We start from the raw sequence: 21035 nt of genomic DNA on the forward strand, positions 1-21035 counted from the left end.
CGCCACTCACCTCAGAGATGTGACGGCCCGGCAAGGCCTTCACCCTCTTGGTTGAGGAGGACCGGCAAGTCCTCCTCAACGAAATGCCGCGGAGCGGTTCGTGAATCCGAAACCACCCCCACCAAGGGGGTTTTCGTGTTTCTGAGGTCTGCGCAATTTTGTTTGTGTTTCGGGGTCGCGCGGTTGCTACTCGGTCAAGGGCATCGCCTTACTGTGGGCATGTGTGAGTGCCGATCCACGACGGCCGCCACCGCGAACGGCTGAGGTTTCGCGCGGGCCGCTGAAAGAGATCAGAGAAACGTGGTTGCGGCCGCAGCCCAACCAGTTACGCCGACCGAGGTACCGATTTCACCCCAAGCAACAGGCACGCCGCGGCGGCGACCTCACGTATCTGCTCGACGGTCGCTGTTTCAGGATCGGATGCGACAAGGTCGACAACGTCCACAAGCGCATCGCATGATCCCGCACTGAGACGAGACCCGGCAGGCGAGAGCCGGACTGGACCATGCGTGTCGATAAGATCCGCGGCGGACATCACGGTCGACGTGCCCGCGTCGGCGACGAGTAGCGCACAGATGACGCTGTCCATCGCGATGAGCTCCCACGTTCGCCCGTGGCGGTCGGTGGCAGTAACACTTGTCATGCGACCGCCCCTCTCGTCGCGGGGTAATGCAGGCGTGAGTTCCACGCCTCGATGGCCGCGGCGATGCACATCTCGGCGACAGCCCCTGGTTTCGAGGCCAGATGCGCCCAGAAGGCGGCGGCGACAGCTTCCGCACCACTGAACTGATGGCCGCCCAGGTAGTCGTGGGCGTCGACGACGGAATCGGCGACCGCAGACCAGGCGTACATGGCCGCTGACTTAACGCGGCCGGTGCCGATCGCAGCGAGTCGCTCCATCGCCTCCCATCGGACAGTGAGAGAGTCGACGGGTCCGGTCGGAGTGGCGCGGCACAACTCGGCGACGGTGTATCCCACGGGCGTGGAGAAGCCTGGAACGGTGGCAAGACCCCACACCGGGTGAGTGTAAAGATCGGCGAACCACCCCCAACGCAGGGAAGCGGGCCCTTCGGTTCCAGGGCACTCGACCTCGCCGGTCGCCATGAGAAGGACGCGGTCGGAAAGCCGGATCATGCCGCCGACTCCTGTTCGACTACTCGTTGCCCCTCGACGCGGTTGTAGTGCATCCGAAGCTCACGATCGGCGGCGATCAATGTTCCGACGTGGCGATCTCCAACACCAGCCCGGATCACGGAAGGCGTCGGATCCCCACCGGCCGCCTTCGTCGCGGTATCCGAGCAGCAGGTCTCGAATCTCGGGCGCTGCACGCACTCATACTGTGCATCGAACATCGCCCCATAGGGACCCTCATCTACCTCCCACGGCGCAATCATGACGCCCACCGCGCTGGCGCTGCCGCCCTCGGCTCTACACAGAGAGTAGGGACCGGGAAGGGCTGCTTCTGGTCTCGGAGACGGATGCCGTCCCGCGTTCGCACCCACGCCGACAGCGCTGAGATTTTGATTGGGTCGCCGTCGCGGTCATAAGCCACCGCGGCCCACACCATCGATCGTGCTGGGCCGACCTGCGCCTGCTCCTCGCAACTCGCAAAGAACGGGCAACTTTTGCAGGCGTCGATCGCGGTCAAGAGCTGACCTGTGCTCGCGACGTCGGTGTCCCATCCCCGCGGATTTCGCGTGCACGGAAGTCGGCCGTCGGTGACCTCATCCCCGTTGACGCGATCGGGAAGGTTTGAGCTGATCCGGCGAAAGAATGCCTCCTCGTGAGCTGCTCGGTACACCGCGCACCGCTTAGAACTTGCTGAGCATGCGCATAGGGAGTCGTGAGCTTTGATGAACCGTCGGATTTGATGGTTCGACCAAGCCAATACATCTCTTTCGTCGACTTCCCCGTCGGCGACGCCTATCGTTTCCATTGGCAGGTCTCCAATTCTGCTAGTTGAAAACACGCTGATCAGGGCTGCAACCCTGTTTGGTCAGGCCCCTGTCCGGCTGTAACCGGGCCGGGGTCTTCTTCTCTCAGTACATTGCGGACATCTTGAGTCGGTGCCAGTTCATGGGATGATGCCCTTCGGTAACTCTATCCATATCCGCCATTTAAATCCGCCGTATGTGCGGATGTCAACAGGATCGAGGCATCGTGACCGCTTATGAGAGGGAAGATCGTCGGCGGTCGAAGTTGACTCGGCGTGTGACGCGTGGCTTTGTGCCAACTGCGTTGACTGCTGCGCGTGAGGCTGCTGGTATGTCTATTCCCGACCTCGCCCGCAAGTCGGATGTGGGAGAGTCGACGCTCCGTCGATGGGAAAACGGCGGTGGAACCCCCCAGATCGACTCGCTGCGTACCGTGCTTCGGGTACTTGACGTCAAGGATCTGGAAACCGTGATCTCGGTGCCACGTGACGAACGCTTTCCAGGTGACTGGAGGACGTTGGCCAAGATGACTCAATTCGAGCTCGCTGATACCGCAGGAATCAATGTTGCGAAGCTTGGACGACTTGAACGCGGTGAGACGTGGCCGGAGGATCATGCCGTGGCTGCACGGATTGCTGCCGCACTGAACATCGCGGTCGAAGAGCTCCGCGAAGCATATGTTCGTGCTCGAAACCGTCCTCCTCAGACGCCCGCGTAGGACGGCGTTGGTCGGTTCATGCGACAACTCGCGTGTGTTTGCTTGTGACGAGGTTCGCCGAGAGGCAGCTGGGGGCCACCAACTGCCTCTCGGCGAGGCTGAGTTAATCAAGGATGACGTCGCGCGCTGCACCGCAATAATCAGTCGATCGGTCGGTGAAAGCATCGGCACCTCGCATCTCAAAAACGGCATGGACAAGGGAACGTCATGAGTGACGCTCAACTCTCGTCCGGTACCGTCAGCGACCTGTGCCGGGATAACGCATCAACGATGCGTGAGTTACACGGATGTTATATGGATCATGCGGTGGGCCGCAACACGAAACCGTGGCCTCATTCGAGCCCCGGGTGTCCGTCGTCGGTCGGTGGGACAGGGTCAGGTTCGATGGACGTGCCGGTGATATCGAATTGAACCAATGCCAGCAATGGGCCATCTCTTGCAGCAGGCAACACTCCTCCTGAAGCGTCGACAACCGTCCAGCCGCCACCGAACCGGCGTAGCCGAATGCCTTTCACCTCACCGCGCGGAGTATGGCCGCCGAAGACCTGCCCCGCCGTGTGAAAGATGCGTTGGACGTCGTCTGGATGCGGCGTGTCCCTGTTGTCGACGATGCCCTTCCACTGGATTTGCGGAATTGGGTCGGTGATCCAGTCGATCAGTCGCATCTTGCCAACGTCCAGGAGGACGATGTGACTTTGCGATACGTACCGCAGGGCGGCCAACGTACTTGACTCGAGACTTTGGGGCGGAAGGGCGGTGGTAGTAGAGACATCGTGTAGGACACCGCGCCACACTGCGTGGCCATCGGGGGACTCGTCCGACGCTACAACCAGTTGGGCGGCCCTCTGGCCTATCGGGGTGAATACGGTCGCCAACCCCTCCCATGATTTGCCTAGCTGACGAGTAAGGATCGTGCGCATAAGGGAAAGACCGTCCGCGACCTTAACGAATCTCAGCGCTTCAGGGGCGGTCAGGCCACGGCCGGCAGTGGCCCATTCCGGTCGTCCGAACGCGCCAGCAGCTGTTTCTGTTAGATCGACTAGTCGTCGGTCGGAATCCCAGGTGAATCCGATGGCGGCCGATGGCTTGTCCGTTGGCGCTGCATCTGCTCCCACCCCCACCCAAAGGTGGACGGCGTGGAGTGCATCGCCAGGACCGACGACTGGCTTCCCGATCACGCGCAGGACACGGCCATTGCCCAGCGTGACGGGCTTATCGAGGGGAACCAGGTCGTGTCGCATCTCCGTGATGTGCTCTTCGATCCACGCCGCCGCTTGCTTGGACGGCAGCTTCCCCCCGATGGCCGTTACATCTCTGAATATTCCCGTGAATGAGGTTCGGCCGCTGGGCTTTCCGCCCTTCTCGATGACGGTCAAACGTTCCTTCTGCAGGGTCTCGACAAGCACCCATCCCGACGTAGACAACAGGTGGCCCCCTGTACGCGTTCGATTCCTATGTCATTCGAGGAGACTACACAGACCCGTTGTTCCAGCGTGGAATGGCAAGTGGTTAACCGGCGTACATGCTGAATTCATCCAGCGAACAGGTGTGACCCCGAACACCGAAGAGCGATCACCGATCATTTCCGCGCCCTACGCAGTCACTGCGGGTGGGCGTGGCGCGGTGCTTGCACTGCCTCGTGCTTGCACTGCCTCTGTCTGGCGAGCGAGGCGCCGATGCAATAATGTCCGCCACAGCCCGCAAGATCAGGCCGTGTTCTCGGGGCTGAGTCAATGTCTGCAGATCGAAGCGAAAGGGGCGAAGCCGTACAACTTCGCAGCGGCAAGACACGGTGGCGGTAGACGCTCAAGACTCCGCACCTTGCAAAGGTCTGTGCGCGAGATCATCGGTGACATCCCCCCGCAAAAAGCTCATACAAGTGAGGAATTGATGGAGCGAAGAGTTTTGGGCGCTGGAACGAACGATGCAGAACGTTGCGCTGAAGTTCTTGCAGCCGCCTTCGCGGACGATCCGTTGATGGCGCAGATTTGGCCGGGGTCGGCTGAGCGGAAGCGCTCGCTACCACTCTACTTCCGTACATCTTTGCGTTCCCATCACTTGGCAGGTGGGGGAGTCGATATCGCGGTAGGCCGGGACGGCGACGCAACCTCCGTTGCGGTGTGGGACCCACCGAACCACTGGCGGCAGCCCGCCGTCAGCACACTGCGGGCCGCTCCCCATCTCCTGCAGGCGCTCGGTACGCGCGTGCTCGCCGCGCTTAAAATCCGTCGCGCACTCGATCACCACCACCCCAAGCCTGCGCACTGGTACCTGGTGAATATCGGGACGAGGCCTGCGCTTGGCGGTCTGGGCTTCGCAGGCGCGTTGCTAGACACGCGCCTTGCCGTGTGTGACGAGACGCAGATGCCGGCTTACCTCGTCTGCACCCGTGAAGAGAACATCTCGCTATATGAGAAGTACGGATTCCGTGTCACGGAGGCATTCACTCTGCCCGCGTCAGGCCCCACGATGTGGTCGATGTGGCGGGATCCGGAAACTCCCTGAGCCTGCAAGTAATACCAGGCCGGTCACATTCAGCTAGCTTCCCGGATGGACACACCTTGTTGATGTCCAGCGTTGTGTACTGCCGGTCGAACGAGATTCTCCTCGCACGCTTCTAGAGTTGGTCGAACGCTGCTCGTGCGTAGGGGAGTGCCTCGGCGTACTTGTGACGGACTGTGTCTTGGGTCCGGAAATCGGGCAGGTTCGCGTTGTAGGCTGTGCGATCTTCGAAGTACGTACGGCCGCCAAAGTGGTCGGACAGCTGGATCGCCACGGCGTAGTCGACCGGGTTGCCGTTCTTTGCGGCGTCCCCCTGGCTTTCCGCACCTGCATAAAAATTCTCAATTGCGTCCGTGACGGCTCCCTCGTCGAGGGCAGGTCGGTTGTCCCACTTCTGGCTCCATCCGAAGAGGTTCCGTCCTCCCGAGCCGGAGTGGTGGACCCGCCAGAATCCTTCAGCTCGTGAGGCGACGAGAGCCGCGATAATGGCGTTGTCAGGAGCCTTCCGCTCGTTGCCGAGAGCGATGATGCGGGTGACGGTTTCCCTCTGCTGTCCGTCGGCGGTGTCGTCGACGAAGGGATCGACGACCTGGGTGGTGGCGTGGATCGTGGGTGCCGGTTGTGATGCGGTGTCGTTGTTCGAGTTGCTGCCACACCCCGCGACGACCGCGGTGGCAAACATCATGGCCGTCAGAGCTTTAGTGACGCGGTACTTCAAGGTTCCCCCTCGCTCGTTAGGTTGTGTTCAGTAGGTGAGGTTATCGATCAACCATCGGCCGTCTGCTTCGGTAAGGGTGAGCCAAACTGTGATCTCGGGCTCGACGGTGTGGGGGGTGTCGCCGATGACCGCGGTTTGGGTGATTGTGGCCACCCGGTGAGCGGTGGCGTCGGTGTCGGGTGGGCAGCCGGAGCAACCGATGGCGACGTCGGCGATGACCCGGGCGTTGTCGCTAATCCATTGCTGCCATTGCAGGCTGGGTCCGCGCTCGTTCCGGACATCGGAGGCAAGGCGTGCAGCCAGGGCCGGTGTGAACCATTCTGTCGCGCGCCGGAATCCGCTGGTGGGGCTCTCGTCGGTGGCGGGAGCCCAAGTGAATGTGACGGTCATGGCCTGGCGGGCGACTTCCTCCGGCGAGGTCGGTTCCGGGCGCTGAAATGAGCTGGTGCCCGTTTCCGGTGCCGGTGCGGTCGTGGTTCTCTGCGGTGTCGCGGTTCCTGAGGGGTTGCCGTTGCCCCGGCAGGAGTAGAGCAGTACCGCGACTGCGGCGGTGATCACTATGAGCACGATCGAGGTTCTTCGCATGGTTCCTCTCCTCCTCGGTCACATACGGCGGGCGCGCATGTCTGCCATTACAGGTGCTCGTTTGACCACGTCACCGATGGTGGGTGCATGAACCATCTGCCCGTTCCCGGCGTAGATACCGACGTGGCCCGGACCGCCGGCCGCCCAGGATCCGAAAACGAGGTCCCCGGGCTTGGCCTGGGAGATCGGGATTTCAATGCCCACCTTCCATTGTTGCTCGGAGGTACGGGGAAGGATGGTCTTGCCCCCGGTGGCCCGGGCATAGGCGTACTGGGTCAGGCCAGAGCAGTCGAACCCGCCATCGGACGGACCACCCGCGCCGCCGCCGCCCCACACATACGGGGTGCCGAAGTACTGGCCGGCGGCCTCGACGACATTGCTGCCGCCGGCGGTGGGGGAGGGGACGAACTCGCCGCGGCCGCCAGGTTGCTCGAACTGGGGAATGTAGGAGAGGACTTTCTGCACGTATGGGCGGGTTTCGCTGGAATAGTCACCACCGGAGGGCATCCCACCGGCTCGCTTGATGGCACCCTCGCCGGCGTTGTAGCTGGCGATGTAGAGCGACAGCGGATCGCCCTTCACGGAGCCGTCGGCGATCCAGCTGTCGATCGATCGCGCGATCTCGCAGAAGTAGCGGCCCTGAGCCATCACCGCATCGCCGACGTCCGCTTGAGACACACGGCCGTTGCCGTCGTCGTCGCGGCCGTACACAGCCCAGGTGCCATCCATGAACTGGGTGTAGCCTTTCGCTCCTGCGGGGCTGGTGACGGCGCGGAACCCACTCTCGGCTTTGGTGTCCGCAGCGAGCAGTGCCGGGCTGATCTGGGGGCACAGCGATCCGCCCTTGCGGAACCATTCTTCGAATGCGGGTGGGACACTGCCGGGTTTGAGGTCGCCGCCGCCCGCGGTGCCGAAGCCTCTGCCGCAGTCGAGAGGAGTGGATGCGGCCATGAGAGCTATGGTCGATCCTGGTGAGCTCGAGTTCTGTCCGGATGGTGCAGGCGCGCCGCCAAGCTTGGTCATAGGGTCGATTGCGGTGCCGTCCTGCAGGCGGCCGCCTTCCCAGTATTCGAAGTGCAGGTGTGGCCCGGTCGATCCGCCGGCGTTACCGATGTCGGCGATGTGGTCTCCGGCCTTGACGCTCTGCCCGGGTTTGACGTGGATCCCGTTGGCGTACATGTGCCCGTAGACCGTGGAGACCGGCCGGCCGTCGACCACGGAGTCGATGATGACCCAGTTCTCGAAACCGAGACCGGTACCTTCACCGCTCGAACCGGCGGCGACGACGAGGCCGTCGAGGGCGGCGTAGATCGGGGTACCGACCGGGCCGGCGAAGTCGACACCGTTGTGCATCGCCCCCCATCGGGGTCCGAAACCGGAGGTGAACGTGGTGGTCCCCGGTGCGGTGGGGTGCTGGATCGGCCCGGACGGGATCAGCGCGGCCGCCGGCGGATCATCGGGTGTGCTGTCTGCGCGCGTGCCCCCGGAATCGGAGTGGGCGGGCCGGCAAGGTTTGGGCAGATCGATGATCGCCCCGCCGGTGCAGGCGCTGGCCATCCCGATGGTGAATGACGCGGCGAGCGCAACCGCGGTCAGACGCCGAGCGGTCATGCGATCGGGCCTGGCAGAGGTGTGTCGAGTTCGGGGATTGGGATGGGGCCGGGGACCGGCACGGGGGCGGGGATGGTGGCCCGCTGTGCGGGCGGAGCAGGCTCCGAGGGCAATAGGGGCTCGGGGGTGCGCTCCGGGCTCAGTGAGGTGGCGGGTGACGGCGTGGTGGTGGGGGTTGTGGTGCGCGGGGTGGTGGGAGCCGGGTCCACGTCCTCGAGGTCGAGCGTCGGGAGGGGCGTGTCGACTTGCCAGCCGCCATCGGTGTCGGTGACCGCGACGGTCAGGGTCCCGGCACTGGTGTCGATCTCCACGGTCGTTCCGGTAGTGCCGGTGCCTGACAGGGTGCGTGTCGGCCCGAGAATCGACACCTGAGCGGTGGGCCGGGCCGCGGCGAGGGTGTCATTGACGCGCTCGGGGCGGGTGACACGGCTGAGCGCGATCGCCCACTGAGTTGGTGATGTGGTGGTGTCGACGAACTCGTGTGCGTAATACATCGCCGCTGTTGCGGGACTACGACCGATCGAGCTGGCCGGCATCGACGCGACTTCAGCCTCGGTGATCTCCTTGGTTGCGGCGGTCTTGATGGCCACCGACGTGGTGTGGGTGTTCGCCGCGTTCGCGAGTGGCTCGGCCGTGTCGCCGGCTGTCCCGGTGACTGCGGTGACCATCAGGCGGGCTAGGTAGAGGATCGCGACCATAATCGCGATCCCGCTGGCGAGCCGGCCGGGACTGCGCAGGACCCAGCTACGAATCGCGGTGGTGATCGGGTTCGCGGTTCTCACTAGTTCACTCCTAGTTCCCGATTCGGCCGGTCAAGCACTCCCGTCGACTGCTCCGCCGCGGTGTCCTCACGCAATCGAGCGCGGGGCAGATCGCTGCTCGCGGGCCCCGCCACCGCCGTGGCCGAGGCCGGTGCGGTCCGGGTGATCGACACCCACGGACGCCTATCCTTCTCAGTCGCTTCCGTTTCCTCGCTCGGCCGGTAGATGGTGGTCGGTGCGATGATCGCGTCGGGTCCGCCGTCCCACCGGGTCGTGTCCTGATGGGTAACGAAGATCTCGCTGTCATCGGTGTGGAGGGCCTCGAAACCGTCGGTGAAACCCGTTGCGGGGGTGTGTCTGCGCAGGTCTGCGAGCTTGGTGTTTCCGTTGCCGCCGGCTGGGTCGGCGGTGAGGTTGATACCGGGGAGCCGGGTGCCGGGGTCGGGCCTGTCTGGGGACGATTTGCGCAGATCTACCATCGCTCGACGGTCGCCGCTGCGTAGGGCGGCCAGCTGTGCTTGGCGGGCGCGGTCGCGGTAGTCGTCGGTGCGTGCGGCCGACAGTGCGCGTCCTTCTTGCCGGACGATCGGGGGCTTGTTGCCGCCGATCATGTCGGACCACTGCCGACCGGTCCCGTCGGCGGCGCGTCCGGTGCCGGCGCGGGCGAGTTCGAGGTTCTTCTCGGCCAGTCCCATGGCGGGGTTGGTGACCATCGAGCTGGCGGTGAGCAGTTTCTGCTTCCAGGAGCCGTGCCTGTGTCGGTCCATCGCACCGCCGATCATGCCGCGATGCGACTGGGTAATGGTCTGTGAGAGCCGCTTGAACGGGCGCAACAACATCCAGAAGACGATGGTGAGGATGACCAAAAACCACAGCCGCCAGGTTCCGTCGACCGCATCATTGCGGTACAGCTTGATCAAGATCAGCAGGTAGACCGACATCAGCACCGCAGCGGCTATCGCCCACAGGTAGATCCCGCCGAGGATGCGTCCGACACGGATCAGGATCGATCCGGAGACGATGGCGAGCGGAACCCAGACGGGGGCGGTGATGATCGCCAGCCGGATCGCTAGCAGCGCCGAGAGTTTTAGCACCGAGGAACCGATCCACAAGAAGGAGGGCATCGAGGTCTTGACCATTGACAGGAACCCGGTCGAGACACGGCTGCTGTCTTTGCCTTGAAAGGTGTAGAACGAGAGCCCCTTGCTCTCCAACGGCTCGACGACCTCCCGCCGGAACTTCTCGGCTTTGGCCTCGTCGATCTCCTTCTGTGCCGCGTTGTTGGCCTTAATCCTTTCCTGCTCGTCGTAGGTGTAGGCGATCGACTCCCGCAGCCTCGGCCACAGATTGTCGAGCGTCGTGTCGTTTGCGTTGGTGCCGAAGTATCCTCGCTGCACGTCCGGGATGATGATTCGGTCGGTGATCACCAACCGGGGGTCATCGGTCATGCCCGCAGAGTTAAAAATCTCGCCCTGAGTTTTCGTGATCAGCGCGCTGAAGGTCTCGTCGGAGATCTGGATCGCCTTCGCTGGTGCACCGACCATCAACCCGCCGATCGCCAGCGCGCCGGCACCGATCGCAAGCTGCCGAAACACCGCTGGGGCATCTGATCGCAGACCGCGGTAGAGGATGATCAGCCCGGCCGCGGCCACCCCCAGCCCGAGCCACGGCCCGTAGACGGTCGGCCGCAATGAGTCGGAGACCGCGAGCACGATCTCGTCGAACTGTGCGATCGCTCCCTGTCGCCCGGTCTCGCGGCCCTCTGTGGGGGTGTTGGCCTGCTCGTCGAGCCAGAACGCCGCGGCAGCGAGCGATTGCCCGATCGTGAGGAAGGTATTTCCGATGTCGGTCTTGTTGCGCACCAGCGATACCCCGGTGATGTCTTCACCGCAACCGAGGTCGTAGATGTGCCACGTCAGACCTGCCCAGCCGTGGCCGCCGTACCCGGTGCCCGACAGCTGTGATTCTGTGGGCTTGTTAACCGATCCGGAGTCGAAGAACGCCGGCGCCGCCGAGTTCGGGGACTGCGGTGCCGGCACGTCCTTGCAGTTGAAGCCCGCGGCGTGGGCGTTGGCCTGCCCGCACAGGGCGCTGAGCCCGACCAGCATCATGACCGCGCACAGTTGGATGATCCGTTGCAGCAGGTGTGCGGGTGATCTGGTGGTGCGGGCGGTGACGGGCATCGAGACGGTCCTTCCCAAGGAGGGGGTCAGGCGGCGGTGGCCCGGGAGTTCAGTGCTTGCGCGACGTGGGCGATGTGGGTGAAGTTCGTCCAGTTCGCGCGCACCAACTCGATGTCGCCGCCGAGGCGGACGACGTAGGTGCGGGCCTCGTCGGCGCCGGTCTTCGCGGCGCGCTGTTTACGAGCCTTGTTCGCGCGCGGGTCGTAGGTGTCGTTGCGGCCCCCGCCGAGCTGGTTCGCCAGGATCGTCTCGTACCCCTCGCCTTCGTCGAGGCCGAGGAGTTTGAGTGCGTCGGAGATCGCCCGTTCGGACGAGCCGAGTCGGCCGATGATGATCTCGTCGGTCAGCTGTGACTGGTCCTGGTCGTCGGCGCCGTCCGCCAATCCGAGAAAATCGCCGGCAAGCTGGCTGCATACCAGTGCGCGGGTGCGGAACTTGCGGGTATCGCGACCGAGCCGGACGTAGAGAGTGCGCCCGGCCCCGGACTGCTTGAGGTACTTGTTCTCGTCCAGGAACAGCAGTTTCGGTAGTGAGCGCGGCTTGTCGTAGACCAGCCGGGTCGCCAACCACGCCGCGAGGTGGATCAGCGGCCCGGCCAGGCGTTGGCTGTCGGTGGCCGCACTTCCCTCGGCCTTGTCGTCGATCTGCAGGCCCGGCATGGTCAGGATCGTCAGGCGCTCGTCGAGGACCGAGTCGAACAGTTCGGCGGCGGCGTCGTCACCGGCGGTGGCCGACGGGAACAGCACCCGGGCATCGCGCAGCTGCGACATCGTGCGCAGCATCGGCCCGATCCGGCCCGCGGCGGTGCGCAGTCCTTCACCGATGACGGGGGTGTTTTTCGAGCCAGCGGTCTGGCCGCTAATCGTGCCGTGTGCGAACCCGTGGCCGTTGGTGTAGACCACACCGGCAGCGATGTGATCGATTGCGTCGAGGACCTTGCCCAGATGGTTGGTCGGCTGACCCCCGACCATCGCTGCTGCCATCCGGACCACACTCTTGGCATCCCGGTCGCTGCGGTCGTCGGCGTCGAGCATCGAGATCAGCACCCAGGACGCGAGCTGGACTCGCTCGGCATGGGCGGCACCGCGATCGTCCTCGTAGGCCGCTGCCGCGGCGGCTGCCGGGTCGGATTCGTGTGCGTACTCGGGATGGCCGGGGCGGTAGATCTCGTCGGCCGCGTCCGGTTCGGACACGACCCGGTAGACGTTGAGGACGCCGGGCTTGGCGCCGCGGCCGGTCAGCTCGTAGACGCGGGTGAACGGCTTGAGTTCGGGCAGTTCGGCGAGGGCGCGCAGCGGACCGGACGGGTCGAGGATCACTCCGTGCGCGCCCAGGCGCAGCGCCTGGTAAGTGATCATCCCAGCCAGATGGGTTTTGCCGGCTCCCTGGACGCCGACCAGGGGGGTCAGGCCGCCCTTGTCGAAGAAGTCGTGGGCGGCGAAGAGATTCCAGGCAACGGGGCGCACCGAGATCGACGCGGTTTCGCCGAGGATGATGCCCTCCTCGTCACCTATCCGGTCGGCCGCCGCGCCCATCCCCGCCGACATGGCCAGAACGCTCATCCTGCGCTTGTGGGCGGTGTTGGCGAGCTTCTCACCGGGCATGAACTCTTGGAGCAAGTGGTACTGGCCGTTCTCGACTTCGAGTTCGACATCCGGTGCGTACTGCTGCTGCAGCTTCGAGACACGGTCCCGCACCTGCTGAGGGGAGGAACCGGACACCGCGATCCGCCACCACCCCGATCCTCGGGTGGCCAGTGCCCCACCGTTCGACATCTCCGTCCGCAGGCGCCGGGACAACCCGTGCTGTGCCGCCAACTCATCGGGTGGGGTTTCGTCGTGCTCGACGGTGTAGTGCCGGTACTGCGCCTCGATCGCGTTGCGCTGCTTCTGTATCTCGCCGAGTGTCTCTTCTGGGGTGTGCAGGGTGATCCGCTCGGACCACTCCAAGGGCAACCCGAGCTGGTCGCCGAGCAGCTGCCACGGCATCTTCTGTTCCGGGATGGCCAGTGGTGCCATCCTCCCCACCGTCAGCACGGTCACGTACGACCTATAGGTGCGGCCGGCGATCGTGCCTTCGACGACAGTGTGTCCGGCGCCGGGCGTGTAGTGCATGTCCGTCAGGTTGCTCAGCGACAACAGATCGGGCAGACCCCAACCCGACGGTGCGCGTGCTGCGGCCGGTTCGGTCAACGGCATTCCTACAGCGGCGGAGCGGCGAAGCAGATAGTCGATCTGTCCGCTGTCGGCCGGCAGGGCTTCGACACCGGGGGAGAGCATTACGCGTTCGATCTCGGCAATGTGTTCGGCCGCGGCGTCCTGTTCGGCGCGCAGGACCTGCTCCGACCACTTCGACAGCCGCGGTCCCAATCCCTTCACCGCGGTGCACATGTCGGCCACCGCGACGATTGCCTGGGCGGTCATCGATCGGCGGGGCAATTCGATGCCCCAGTATCGGCGCTTGCGGGTAGGGGCGGAATCAAGCAGCGCCACTTGCTGACCGATGAGGTACTCGTCCCACGCGAGAGCGCCTGGGACGTCGGGGAGTCGGTTCTCGGCGAGTCGCGCGTGGGCGCGTCCCCATTCCTTGACCGGCCAGGCCTCGCGCACGGTGCGCCGGTGGATACCGGCCACCCCTTTGCTGCGCAGTTCCGCCAGCACCAACGCTTCGTCCCGGATGAACCGCGACTGATCGGCAATCGCCCGCATACTCCACGTGCCGGGCGATTGCACGAACCACAACGTGGCGGTGTCGTCGGTGATCGTGACGTTGCCCAGCACCGCCCGCAGCCGCCACTTGGACTGCTTCCGCAGCCGCGCCTTGCTCCCGCGATCCGCGGCGGCACTGGTCGAGTGCCCCTGCGGACCCGGTCGGGACTTCTTCCCGCGCCGTTTGCTGCCCCTGCGGCGGGCAGGTTGTGCGGCCACGTCCTCGTCGGAGCTGGCGACCGGGGAAAGGTCGGTGGGCAGTGCATCACCCAAGCTCGCTTGGGGTGCAGCGGTGGTGTGCGGGTCGGCGGTCTGCAGTCCGGCTTGGCGCGCCGCGCGTAACCATGACTCGGGCAGCACCGGCGGCAGTGCACCGGGCGGTGGGACGAGGTCGGCCGGGTCGAACCGGTTACCGGGATAGCTCATGACCTACCTGCTCGTAGTCGTAGGAAGTCGTGTGATCAGCGGCAGCGGGGACGAGGCGAACCCGCACGATCTGGTCGGGGATCGACACCCTCAGCGGCGCGGTCCGAAATTTCTTGTCGAGCTTGACCGCAGGGCGTGGGGAGGTGAGGTCGTTGATCGCGGACCGGGCCAGTGACCGGATCGTGCGTTCGTGGCCGAGCCCGTCGACGATCCGTTTCGTCCCGAGATAGGTCAACCCCAGCACCGCGGTGACGCTCCAGCCGCTCCACGGCACCGTCAGCACCCCCATGACGAGGATGTACGACAGCAGCAGTAACAGCACACCGATACCCATCGCCTGCCATCTGATCGGCCTCGGGAACGCCCGCCCCGGAGGACCTAGCCAGTGCTGATCCACCCGGTACAGGTCGTCATCGGTTTCTATCACCGCTGTCCCCTCACCGGCGCTCGTTGATGGCGCGACCGATTGCGAACACGATGGCGGCGGCGATGATCACGCCGAAGATGATCGTCATGACGGACATGGGTTTGGGTTCCTCTCGAAAGTGTTGAGTCCGTGCGGTTGTTCCGCTACCGGTCACGCACCGGGGACGATCAGGCGGATGATCCCGGTGCCCACGTTCATCGCCGCGTCGGGGTTCGCCGATAACCCGAACCACCCCAACGCGATCAGCGAAAGGCCGACGATCGTGATGACGGCAGACCAGGACGAGCGAATGGCCTTCGCGAGAAGCACAATCGCTCCCACGCCGAGGATCGGCGGGACCACCTGCTCGCGGAGGAATCCTCCCACCCCGGTGGTGTCGATCCCGTCCTGCGCCAGGTACGTCAGCTGTGACGCAGCCTCGAAAGTCTCGTGAAGCATGTTCTCTCCCAGAAGATTCACGACAACACCGAATGGTGACGGAACGAACAATGGCACAGGGTGGCTTCGGTGCACGAAGACCCCCGCACGCACTCGGGCGTGTCGCTGCGGGTCCGCTGAGGGTGGGAACGGTCGCTGCGAGGACCAGGGCTCCACCATCGGGGCACCTTCTCGGGGACAACTTGGTGAGGAACGTGATTCACCCCATGTGGGGTAAGCGTCGACCGATTGCGGCATCGGGTATGCCTGCGCCCCACTCCCTTCGGGAGACGCCTCCCCCCTACGGGGGGAGGCGAAGTTGAAAATAGCGCCACAGTTCGGTTTCGGCGAGAGTGGGCCAAACACCACTTGGCAGAGGTCTTTTGAACTCCTCGTCCGGGTAGGTGTCACCGCGGTCGAGGACGCATTCACGGGAGATGCGAGCGGGGCGACACGCCCGAGTGCGTGCGGGGGTCCTTGGTGAAACCTTTTGCAAGCGGATTCACTTGTGCGCATCAGCACGACGCCGATGTCCGACCGAGAAGGGTTTCTGCGATGCCGTCGAATGACCCTGTGGGCGAGTTCTTCCGGGATGTGTTCGGCTCGTCCGCTACCTCGTCAGCCTCCGGCGGACGAAGGCGTTCCGAGCAGTCGGGGGAGGAGGGTGCGCGTTTCACCCCGTGGGTGGCCGTCGTCCTGGTCGTCGCTGTCCTCGTGTGGTGGATGCCGACCTTGCTGGTCTCTGCTCAGGTAGCCGAGCTGTCGCCGCGCGCGCCGCTCTGGTCTCAGTGGCTCATCGACTTTCGGCCCCGACTCGCCGTCGCGGTCGCTCTCGTCGGTGCCGGGGACCTGATTCGGTTCCTGCGACACCGGCAGCGGCGAATCCTGTCACCGGTGGTACGGCAGACCACCGGTCACAACCCCGTACGGATCAGACTCAGCGTGCGCACCGGGTGGCACAGCACCGCCTGGGCGGCGATCCGTCTGCCGCAGGGATCGGTCGTCGATGCGACCCGGCAGGAGCGTCTCAATTCGGCGGTCAATGCGTTGATCGTCGGGTCACCGCTGTGGCACCGCGTGCGCGCTGCGCTGCCGGCCCTCGCACCCACTCGTCCCCTGCGACTCCTGCTTCGCAAGACACCGGCGCAGATCGACCGTGTCCCGGCGGGAGAACCTGCACCCGACAGTAATTCCCCCTCGACGTCGAAGGCGGATCGATGAACCGATTCCTCGGACCCACAGTCACCGACTGGAAGTACGTCACCGACTTCCGGGCCGACAAGAGCACCATCACGATCACCCGCCGACCGGTGCTCCCGGACACCCGCAGCCCACGGCACCGCATGCTCGCCGAACTGTTCTCCGACGGCAAGGCCCTGCGGGACGTGACGGTCTCAGTCGGCGCCTACGCCAACGACGGAACCGAAGCCTCGTACCGCATCCTCTACAAGCACACGCTGGCCACCGGCATGGAAGCCAACCGCGACAAGCTTTCCGAGGCTCTGCTCGCCGCCCTCGGTACGCACGAGTCAGGGCAGCTGTGGCGAGTCGATTGGAACCCGGAGCAGCCCATCATCACCCTCTCGCTCCGCAAACCACTCGAGAAGATGATCCTGCACTCGTTACCGACACCGGCCATCGAGCTACCCGTGCCGAGGCTCGACAAGCACGGCATCGGACGTCAACAGATCGACTGGCCGAGTCGGGTTCCGAACAAGCCAGGACAGCGCCTGCACGTCCCGTACGCCTCGTGCGAGATCGGCTCTGACGTAGTCGACGCGTTCTGGAACGTCTCACACCGCTCGTCGGCACCACACATGCTGGTCGTCGGACCGACCGGCGGCGGCAAAACAGTCCTGCTGACCACGGTCATCACCGAACTGGTTCTCCGCGGTATCCCGGTCATCGGTGTCGACCCCAAACGCATCGAGCTGCACCAGTTCCTCGGCTACCCCGGTGTACCGGCAATCGTGTTCGAACCGCTGCGCGCGGCCAAACTGATCTACGCACTGTGGTGCGAGATGCATGCACGCACCAAATATATGCAGATCCAACGCATTGCGCCCGCGAATATGCCACTGCTGGTGGCCGTGCTCGACGAGTTCTTCATCCTGTCCGCCTCGTGGACTCAGATGGCCAAAAGCGGAACCGACGTGGAGAAGGACGTTCTGAAGTTCTGCAATCCACTGGGGCGGATCGGTGAACTGGTTGCGCTGGCCCGCTCGACAGGTATCCGCCTCGCCGTGGGTGTTCAGCGTCCCGATGCGCACCTCTTCGGCCGCGATTCCGGTGGTGTGCGCGACAACTTCAAGACCCGCGCCTCGTTGGCCCGCCTCAGCAGCGACGGCGCCTACATGATGTGGGGAGACACCACCGTCGGACGCGACATCGATGCCGCCATCGCCGGCCGCGCCACCGTCACCGATCCCTCCGGTGACCCGGCACTCGCCCAAGTGTGGTTCACCCCCAGCGTGGACGCTCACCCCGCAGTACGCGCCGATATGTCCAACGAAGAACGCTGTGCCGTCGACAGTCTCCGCCCAGAGGTGGACACCCCGGTGTTCTGCTTCTCCGCCGAGTTGCCCGAGTTCGTCGCCGAAGAACAAGCTCTGATCGCCGCAATGGCCAACGACGTGCGCGACCCCATCGCGATCTCGAGCAGCATCAGCGCACCGAGTGCGGCCGACACCATCGCGGATGCGATCCCGGCCCGCTCCATCGAAGAGGGCATGCACATCGTCGTCGGACTCGACGACGACCCGGACCTGACCGGACTGGTCGCCTCGGTCGAAATCGCCCGCGAAGTCGACCGCACCAACGACGGCACCGTCACCGACGAAGGCAAGGTCATCGTCGGCATTGCCGTCGAGAGCGCCGGCCGCCGCCCTGAGGTGCTGTTCGTCGAGTACAGCGGCCTCGACACGGTCGTGCTCGTCGCACCGGAACTCCCCACCGCCACCTGACTTTCGCACACACACCACCGCTACCAGCGCAACAAGAAAGGTCCCACGATGGCAGTCCGGCAGATCGAACGAGCAGTCATCCTCGAGCCCGAGGACATCGAGGCCATGCACCGCCCGTTTATCAACAAAGGCAACTCCGACCCCATCGTTCGAGCGTTCCGCGAAGCGTTGCGAGCCTCCACACCCGGGTGGCTCTCGGCCCTGGACTCGGAAAGCAAGACCGTCTCCCGCAGCCGACTCGACGAGCTCCTCACCGCGATCGGTCATCGACGGGACCTGGTGGGCGCACTTCCCAACGGCGAGGTCAAGACCGAGGCACTCGAGCAGCTCACCAGTCTCGATGAGCTGATCACCGAGATGCTCGCCCAGCTCGACGGCACCACCTCCGGCACCGGGAGTCTGTGATGTCGGCCCCGCAGATGACCGTCGCCATCGACGACGGAGGACGCCACGCCACGGCGCATGTGCCGTCGCAAGCCGCGACGCTCGACCTGCGAGGCGACACCGAGCAAGACCTGATGACCGCCGTGCTCGCGCAGGCCCACGCCGAAGCACGAAGCAGCGGCCGAACGATCACCGTCGCGGTCAGCGGCGGCATCGACACTGCGCCGATGCGCCTCGAGGTCGACCCCGACCAGACCATCCGCCCGGCCCCAGCACAGACCGCGGGCCAGGGGCCCGTGACACCCAACCGGGGACGGCCCCAGGGCCGCCCGGGCGGCGGCACTCCCGTGGTACGGATCCAGGCGGAGGGCATTGAGCCTTCCGTTCCCGTGCGGTCGCCAGCGAGCGATCCGACACCCGAATCGGCAGCCGTGGCAGCTGAGGAGGAGGACGGACACGCTCGCACACCCGCGCGGTCGCCGCACCAGATGCCGGGGCTCACGGCCCCCGAAATAGCCCCCGGAGCGGGCGAACCCGCGCGTCTGGGAGTGCGGGGCCGGCTCAACGCCATGCTCGGGTTACGCCTCGCGCCCCAACCGCAGTCACCGGAGATGCGGCTGCGGGCCGCCGAGTCGGTGATCACCCGGACGCTGCCGGATTTCTCCGTGATGACCGTCGTCAACCCGAAAGGAGGGGTCGGCAAGACGCCGATCGCCGTGGCTCTCACTCAGACCTTGGCCAACCTCCGCGGCGCCGGCACCGTGGTGTGCGCAGATCTCGGCGAGGTCGGAGGCAGTCTCGCAAAGCGGGTCGCCGTCCGTCCGCCGCACGACAACGACATCCCCGCATTGCTGGCCGCCCATCCCGACCCGCGCGCCCCCATCCGGCCCTCGGTACTTTCGCAGCACCTGACCCGTCAACCGTCGGGTGAAGACATCATCGCGGGACGCCGCGGCGGTGCCACGTCGGTTCTGGGCCGCAATGACGCGGCGCATCTGGCCGCGATTGTGGCCCAGCACCGCGACATCCTCGTCGCCGATACCGGCAACAACCCCCTCGCCGGGAGCTGGCAGTGGGCAGTCACGGCAGCCGACGCCGTCGTGATGCCGGTTCCGTTGCGCTGGGACGCCGCAGATGCCGCGGAAGAAATGATCACGGAGCTGGCGTCGACGGGCAACGGTGTCCTGCAACGCACGATCGTCGTCATCACTACCGGCCCCGGAGACGCCCCGATGGTCGAACACGACACTGTCGAGGCCCTCCGCGAACTGGGAGTGCCACTTGTGGCGCGCATGCCATTCGAGCCGCTGTTCGCTTCCGGGGAACGCCTGGCACTGTCCCGGCTCCAACCCCACACCCGGGCCGCGCTGACCCGACTGGCCGAAGAGGTCGTCAAGACGATCACCGGCCCCTGATTTCAGCTATCACCCACTCACCCTCGATTCGCATCTGGCCACTTCACGAAAGGCACACAATGAGCAACGTCACCGGCGGCAACCTCGCCGCCCACCACGCCCGAGGCCGACACCGCCATCACAGCGCCACCCAGTCCGCCACGGCGTTGGCTGTCATAACCGCTGCCCTGGCGTCCGGAATCGCCCTGTCCCCGTCCGCAATCGCCGAACCGATCCAAGGCGGCGTCACTGGCGACAGCAACCAGGAAGGCGTCACCGGCGGCGACACCCCCAGCGCCACTGCCCCCACACCAGCACCCGAGCCCACCTACGTGCCCGAGACTCCGACGGAACCGGTGTACTGGGTCGAGCCGCCCGCCGAGTACCAGAACATCGAATACCAGCCGCTCCCGAACTACGACTACGAGACCAATGCGTACGTCGAGCCAACGGACTACTACGTCGCACCAGTGGAATTCGACCAGCTGCACCTGCCGACCCCGGTGGCGCCGACGAAGCCGTTCATCGCGCCCCGGGACACCCTTCGACTGGGTGAGCTGCACATCAAGCAACCCAACTGGGTGTCCGACATGGACCGGGACCGCACGAACAACACGATGGCCGTTGTGCAGGCAGGGGTCTCGACGGGTTGGCGGTCGATCGGTGTGGAAACCTCGCGGGCCGACCGGATCGCCGCCGCCCAGGTCGGTGCCGGAGCAGCCGGAGCAGCGCTCGGCGCAGTCACCGCAGGCGGCGCGGCGGCCACCGCAGGCGCACTGGTCGGTGGCACGATCGGCGGCATCGCCGGAATGACCGCGGGCACCGTCTTCCTCCCCGGACTCGGGTGGGTGCCCGCCGGGATCGTCGGCACCGCCGCCGGGGCGGGAATCGGTGCCGCCGCAGCGGGCATCCCCGCCGCCGCAGCCGGCGCCCTGGTCGGCGGCGGAATCGCAGTGGCCGCGGTCACCCCGATCGCTGCCGGCGACAAGAGCGAACCGAAGGAGATCGACGTCCCGGACATCGACTCCGAAGCCGTGACCGCACAGACCGAGACGGTCCTCACCGACTGGGAGAACTCCGGACCGATCGGACAGGCCGCCGCCTCGGCAGTGCAGGACACCGTCGAGTCCGCGCCCGCGATCGACCACCAGGCCCGCGACTTCGTCGCTGCACAGCCCGGCGGGCAGCAGATCATCGAGCAGATCGATACCACCATGAACTCGTTCTTCAACGACGCCACGCCCGGCCTGGCCGCAAACCTGCTGTCGGAAGCCATCGGTGGCGGCATTCCGGCCGCCAACTGA

At 65.3% G+C, this 21035-nt stretch carries 18 protein-coding genes; 7 read left to right on the top strand and 11 right to left on the bottom strand.

Translation table 11 applies throughout. The features are described 5' to 3' along the window. Positions 1-325: 325 nt before the first annotated feature. Both GFS60_RS33835 and GFS60_RS33840 read right to left on the bottom strand, forming a co-directional pair. Positions 326-643, bottom strand: coding sequence for a hypothetical protein (locus GFS60_RS33835; RefSeq protein WP_159928798.1), 318 nt, complete (start codon positions 641-643; stop codon positions 326-328). Next, positions 640-1134: a hypothetical protein gene (locus GFS60_RS33840; protein WP_159928800.1), complete on the bottom strand. Its 495-nt coding sequence runs from the start codon at positions 1132-1134 to the stop codon at positions 640-642. Before GFS60_RS33840 ends, GFS60_RS33835 begins: the two co-directional genes overlap by 4 nt. Positions 1135-2130: 996 nt before the next feature. On the opposite strand from GFS60_RS33840, the gene GFS60_RS33845 reads away from it, so the two are divergent. Further along, positions 2131-2652: a helix-turn-helix domain-containing protein gene (locus tag GFS60_RS33845; protein ID WP_442972218.1), complete on the top strand. Its 522-nt coding sequence runs from the start codon at positions 2131-2133 to the stop codon at positions 2650-2652. A gap of 332 nt (positions 2653-2984) precedes the next feature. Here the strand turns inward: GFS60_RS33845 and GFS60_RS33850 are convergent, their stop codons facing one another. Further along, positions 2985-4058, bottom strand: coding sequence for a GAF domain-containing protein (locus tag GFS60_RS33850; protein ID WP_268962668.1), 1074 nt, complete (start codon positions 4056-4058; stop codon positions 2985-2987). A 427-nt stretch (positions 4059-4485) separates the two neighbouring features. On the opposite strand from GFS60_RS33850, the gene GFS60_RS33855 reads away from it, so the two are divergent. Continuing rightward, a complete protein-coding gene (locus tag GFS60_RS33855) occupies positions 4486-5157 on the top strand; it encodes a GNAT family N-acetyltransferase (RefSeq protein WP_236603644.1) in 672 nt (223 codons plus the stop codon). 112 nt (positions 5158-5269) lie between these two features. On the opposite strand, the gene GFS60_RS33860 is transcribed toward GFS60_RS33855, so the two are convergent. From GFS60_RS33860 to GFS60_RS33895, 8 genes are all read right to left on the bottom strand, one after another. Then, positions 5270-5839, bottom strand: coding sequence for a hypothetical protein (locus GFS60_RS33860; protein ID WP_159928804.1), 570 nt, complete (start codon positions 5837-5839; stop codon positions 5270-5272). A gap of 60 nt (positions 5840-5899) precedes the next feature. Beyond that, the gene (locus GFS60_RS33865; RefSeq protein ID WP_159928806.1) at positions 5900-6457 is read right to left on the bottom strand and encodes a hypothetical protein; all 558 of its coding nucleotides are present in this window, start codon (positions 6455-6457) and stop codon (positions 5900-5902) included. Between the two features lie 18 nt (positions 6458-6475). Beyond that, positions 6476-8068, bottom strand: coding sequence for a peptidoglycan DD-metalloendopeptidase family protein (locus GFS60_RS33870; protein WP_159928808.1), 1593 nt, complete (start codon positions 8066-8068; stop codon positions 6476-6478). Then, on the bottom strand, positions 8065-8850 hold the full coding sequence (locus GFS60_RS33875; protein ID WP_159928810.1) for a hypothetical protein: 786 nt from the start codon (positions 8848-8850) through the stop codon (positions 8065-8067). The genes GFS60_RS33870 and GFS60_RS33875 overlap by 4 nt, the downstream gene beginning before the upstream one ends. After that, positions 8850-11012, bottom strand: coding sequence for a hypothetical protein (locus GFS60_RS33880; RefSeq protein ID WP_159928812.1), 2163 nt, complete (start codon positions 11010-11012; stop codon positions 8850-8852). The genes GFS60_RS33875 and GFS60_RS33880 overlap by 1 nt, the downstream gene beginning before the upstream one ends. A gap of 26 nt (positions 11013-11038) precedes the next feature. Beyond that, on the bottom strand, positions 11039-14146 hold the full coding sequence (locus tag GFS60_RS33885) for an ATP-binding protein (RefSeq protein WP_159928814.1): 3108 nt from the start codon (positions 14144-14146) through the stop codon (positions 11039-11041). Continuing rightward, complete coding sequence (locus tag GFS60_RS33890) at positions 14130-14573, bottom strand: hypothetical protein (protein ID WP_159928816.1); 444 nt, start codon at positions 14571-14573, stop codon at positions 14130-14132. Before GFS60_RS33890 ends, GFS60_RS33885 begins: the two co-directional genes overlap by 17 nt. Positions 14574-14723: 150 nt before the next feature. After that, positions 14724-15011 carry a hypothetical protein gene (locus tag GFS60_RS33895; protein WP_159928818.1) on the bottom strand — a complete coding sequence of 96 codons (288 nt, stop codon included), beginning with the start codon at positions 15009-15011 and terminating at the stop codon, positions 14724-14726. A 534-nt stretch (positions 15012-15545) separates the two neighbouring features. Between GFS60_RS33895 and GFS60_RS33900 the strand changes: the two genes are divergently transcribed. The 5 genes from GFS60_RS33900 to GFS60_RS33920 are packed head-to-tail and all read left to right on the top strand — an operon-like array spanning position 15546 to position 21035. Continuing rightward, positions 15546-16211, top strand: coding sequence for a hypothetical protein (locus tag GFS60_RS33900; RefSeq protein ID WP_159928820.1), 666 nt, complete (start codon positions 15546-15548; stop codon positions 16209-16211). Beyond that, positions 16208-17953: an FtsK/SpoIIIE domain-containing protein gene (locus GFS60_RS33905; protein WP_159928822.1), complete on the top strand. Its 1746-nt coding sequence runs from the start codon at positions 16208-16210 to the stop codon at positions 17951-17953. Before GFS60_RS33900 ends, GFS60_RS33905 begins: the two co-directional genes overlap by 4 nt. A gap of 48 nt (positions 17954-18001) precedes the next feature. Beyond that, positions 18002-18358 (top strand): hypothetical protein, encoded by a 357-nt coding sequence (locus GFS60_RS33910; protein ID WP_159928824.1) that lies wholly within the window; start codon positions 18002-18004, stop codon positions 18356-18358. Next, positions 18358-19752, top strand: coding sequence for a MinD/ParA family ATP-binding protein (locus GFS60_RS33915; protein WP_159928826.1), 1395 nt, complete (start codon positions 18358-18360; stop codon positions 19750-19752). Before GFS60_RS33910 ends, GFS60_RS33915 begins: the two co-directional genes overlap by 1 nt. 59 nt (positions 19753-19811) lie before the next feature. After that, positions 19812-21035, top strand: coding sequence for an insoluble domain protein (locus GFS60_RS33920; protein ID WP_159928828.1), 1224 nt, complete (start codon positions 19812-19814; stop codon positions 21033-21035).

Origin of the sequence: Rhodococcus sp. WAY2 (genome assembly GCF_009859915.1) — a bacterium.
In the GTDB taxonomy this organism is placed as follows: Bacteria; Actinomycetota; Actinomycetes; order Mycobacteriales; family Mycobacteriaceae; genus Rhodococcus_F; species Rhodococcus_F oxybenzonivorans.

Excerpts from the sequence above, each read along its gene's own strand:
- GFS60_RS33915 (WP_159928826.1), top strand. The coding sequence starts at position 18,358 with ATGTCGGCCCCGCAGATGACCGTCGCCATCGACGACGGAGGACGCCAC.
- GFS60_RS33835 (WP_159928798.1), bottom strand. The coding sequence starts at position 643 with ATGACAAGTGTTACTGCCACCGACCGCCACGGGCGAACGTGGGAGCTC.
- GFS60_RS33885 (WP_159928814.1), bottom strand. The coding sequence starts at position 14,146 with ATGAGCTATCCCGGTAACCGGTTCGACCCGGCCGACCTCGTCCCACCG.
- GFS60_RS33900 (WP_159928820.1), top strand. The coding sequence starts at position 15,546 with ATGCCGTCGAATGACCCTGTGGGCGAGTTCTTCCGGGATGTGTTCGGC.
- GFS60_RS33880 (WP_159928812.1), bottom strand. The coding sequence starts at position 11,012 with ATGCCCGTCACCGCCCGCACCACCAGATCACCCGCACACCTGCTGCAA.
- GFS60_RS33905 (WP_159928822.1), top strand. The coding sequence starts at position 16,208 with ATGAACCGATTCCTCGGACCCACAGTCACCGACTGGAAGTACGTCACC.
- GFS60_RS33910 (WP_159928824.1), top strand. The coding sequence starts at position 18,002 with ATGGCAGTCCGGCAGATCGAACGAGCAGTCATCCTCGAGCCCGAGGAC.
- GFS60_RS33840 (WP_159928800.1), bottom strand. The coding sequence starts at position 1,134 with ATGATCCGGCTTTCCGACCGCGTCCTTCTCATGGCGACCGGCGAGGTC.
- GFS60_RS33860 (WP_159928804.1), bottom strand. The coding sequence starts at position 5,839 with ATGATGTTTGCCACCGCGGTCGTCGCGGGGTGTGGCAGCAACTCGAAC.
- GFS60_RS33920 (WP_159928828.1), top strand. The coding sequence starts at position 19,812 with ATGAGCAACGTCACCGGCGGCAACCTCGCCGCCCACCACGCCCGAGGC.
- GFS60_RS33865 (WP_159928806.1), bottom strand. The coding sequence starts at position 6,457 with ATGCGAAGAACCTCGATCGTGCTCATAGTGATCACCGCCGCAGTCGCG.
- GFS60_RS33895 (WP_159928818.1), bottom strand. The coding sequence starts at position 15,011 with ATGCTTCACGAGACTTTCGAGGCTGCGTCACAGCTGACGTACCTGGCG.
- GFS60_RS33870 (WP_159928808.1), bottom strand. The coding sequence starts at position 8,068 with ATGACCGCTCGGCGTCTGACCGCGGTTGCGCTCGCCGCGTCATTCACC.
- GFS60_RS33845 (WP_442972218.1), top strand. The coding sequence starts at position 2,131 with ATGTGCGGATGTCAACAGGATCGAGGCATCGTGACCGCTTATGAGAGG.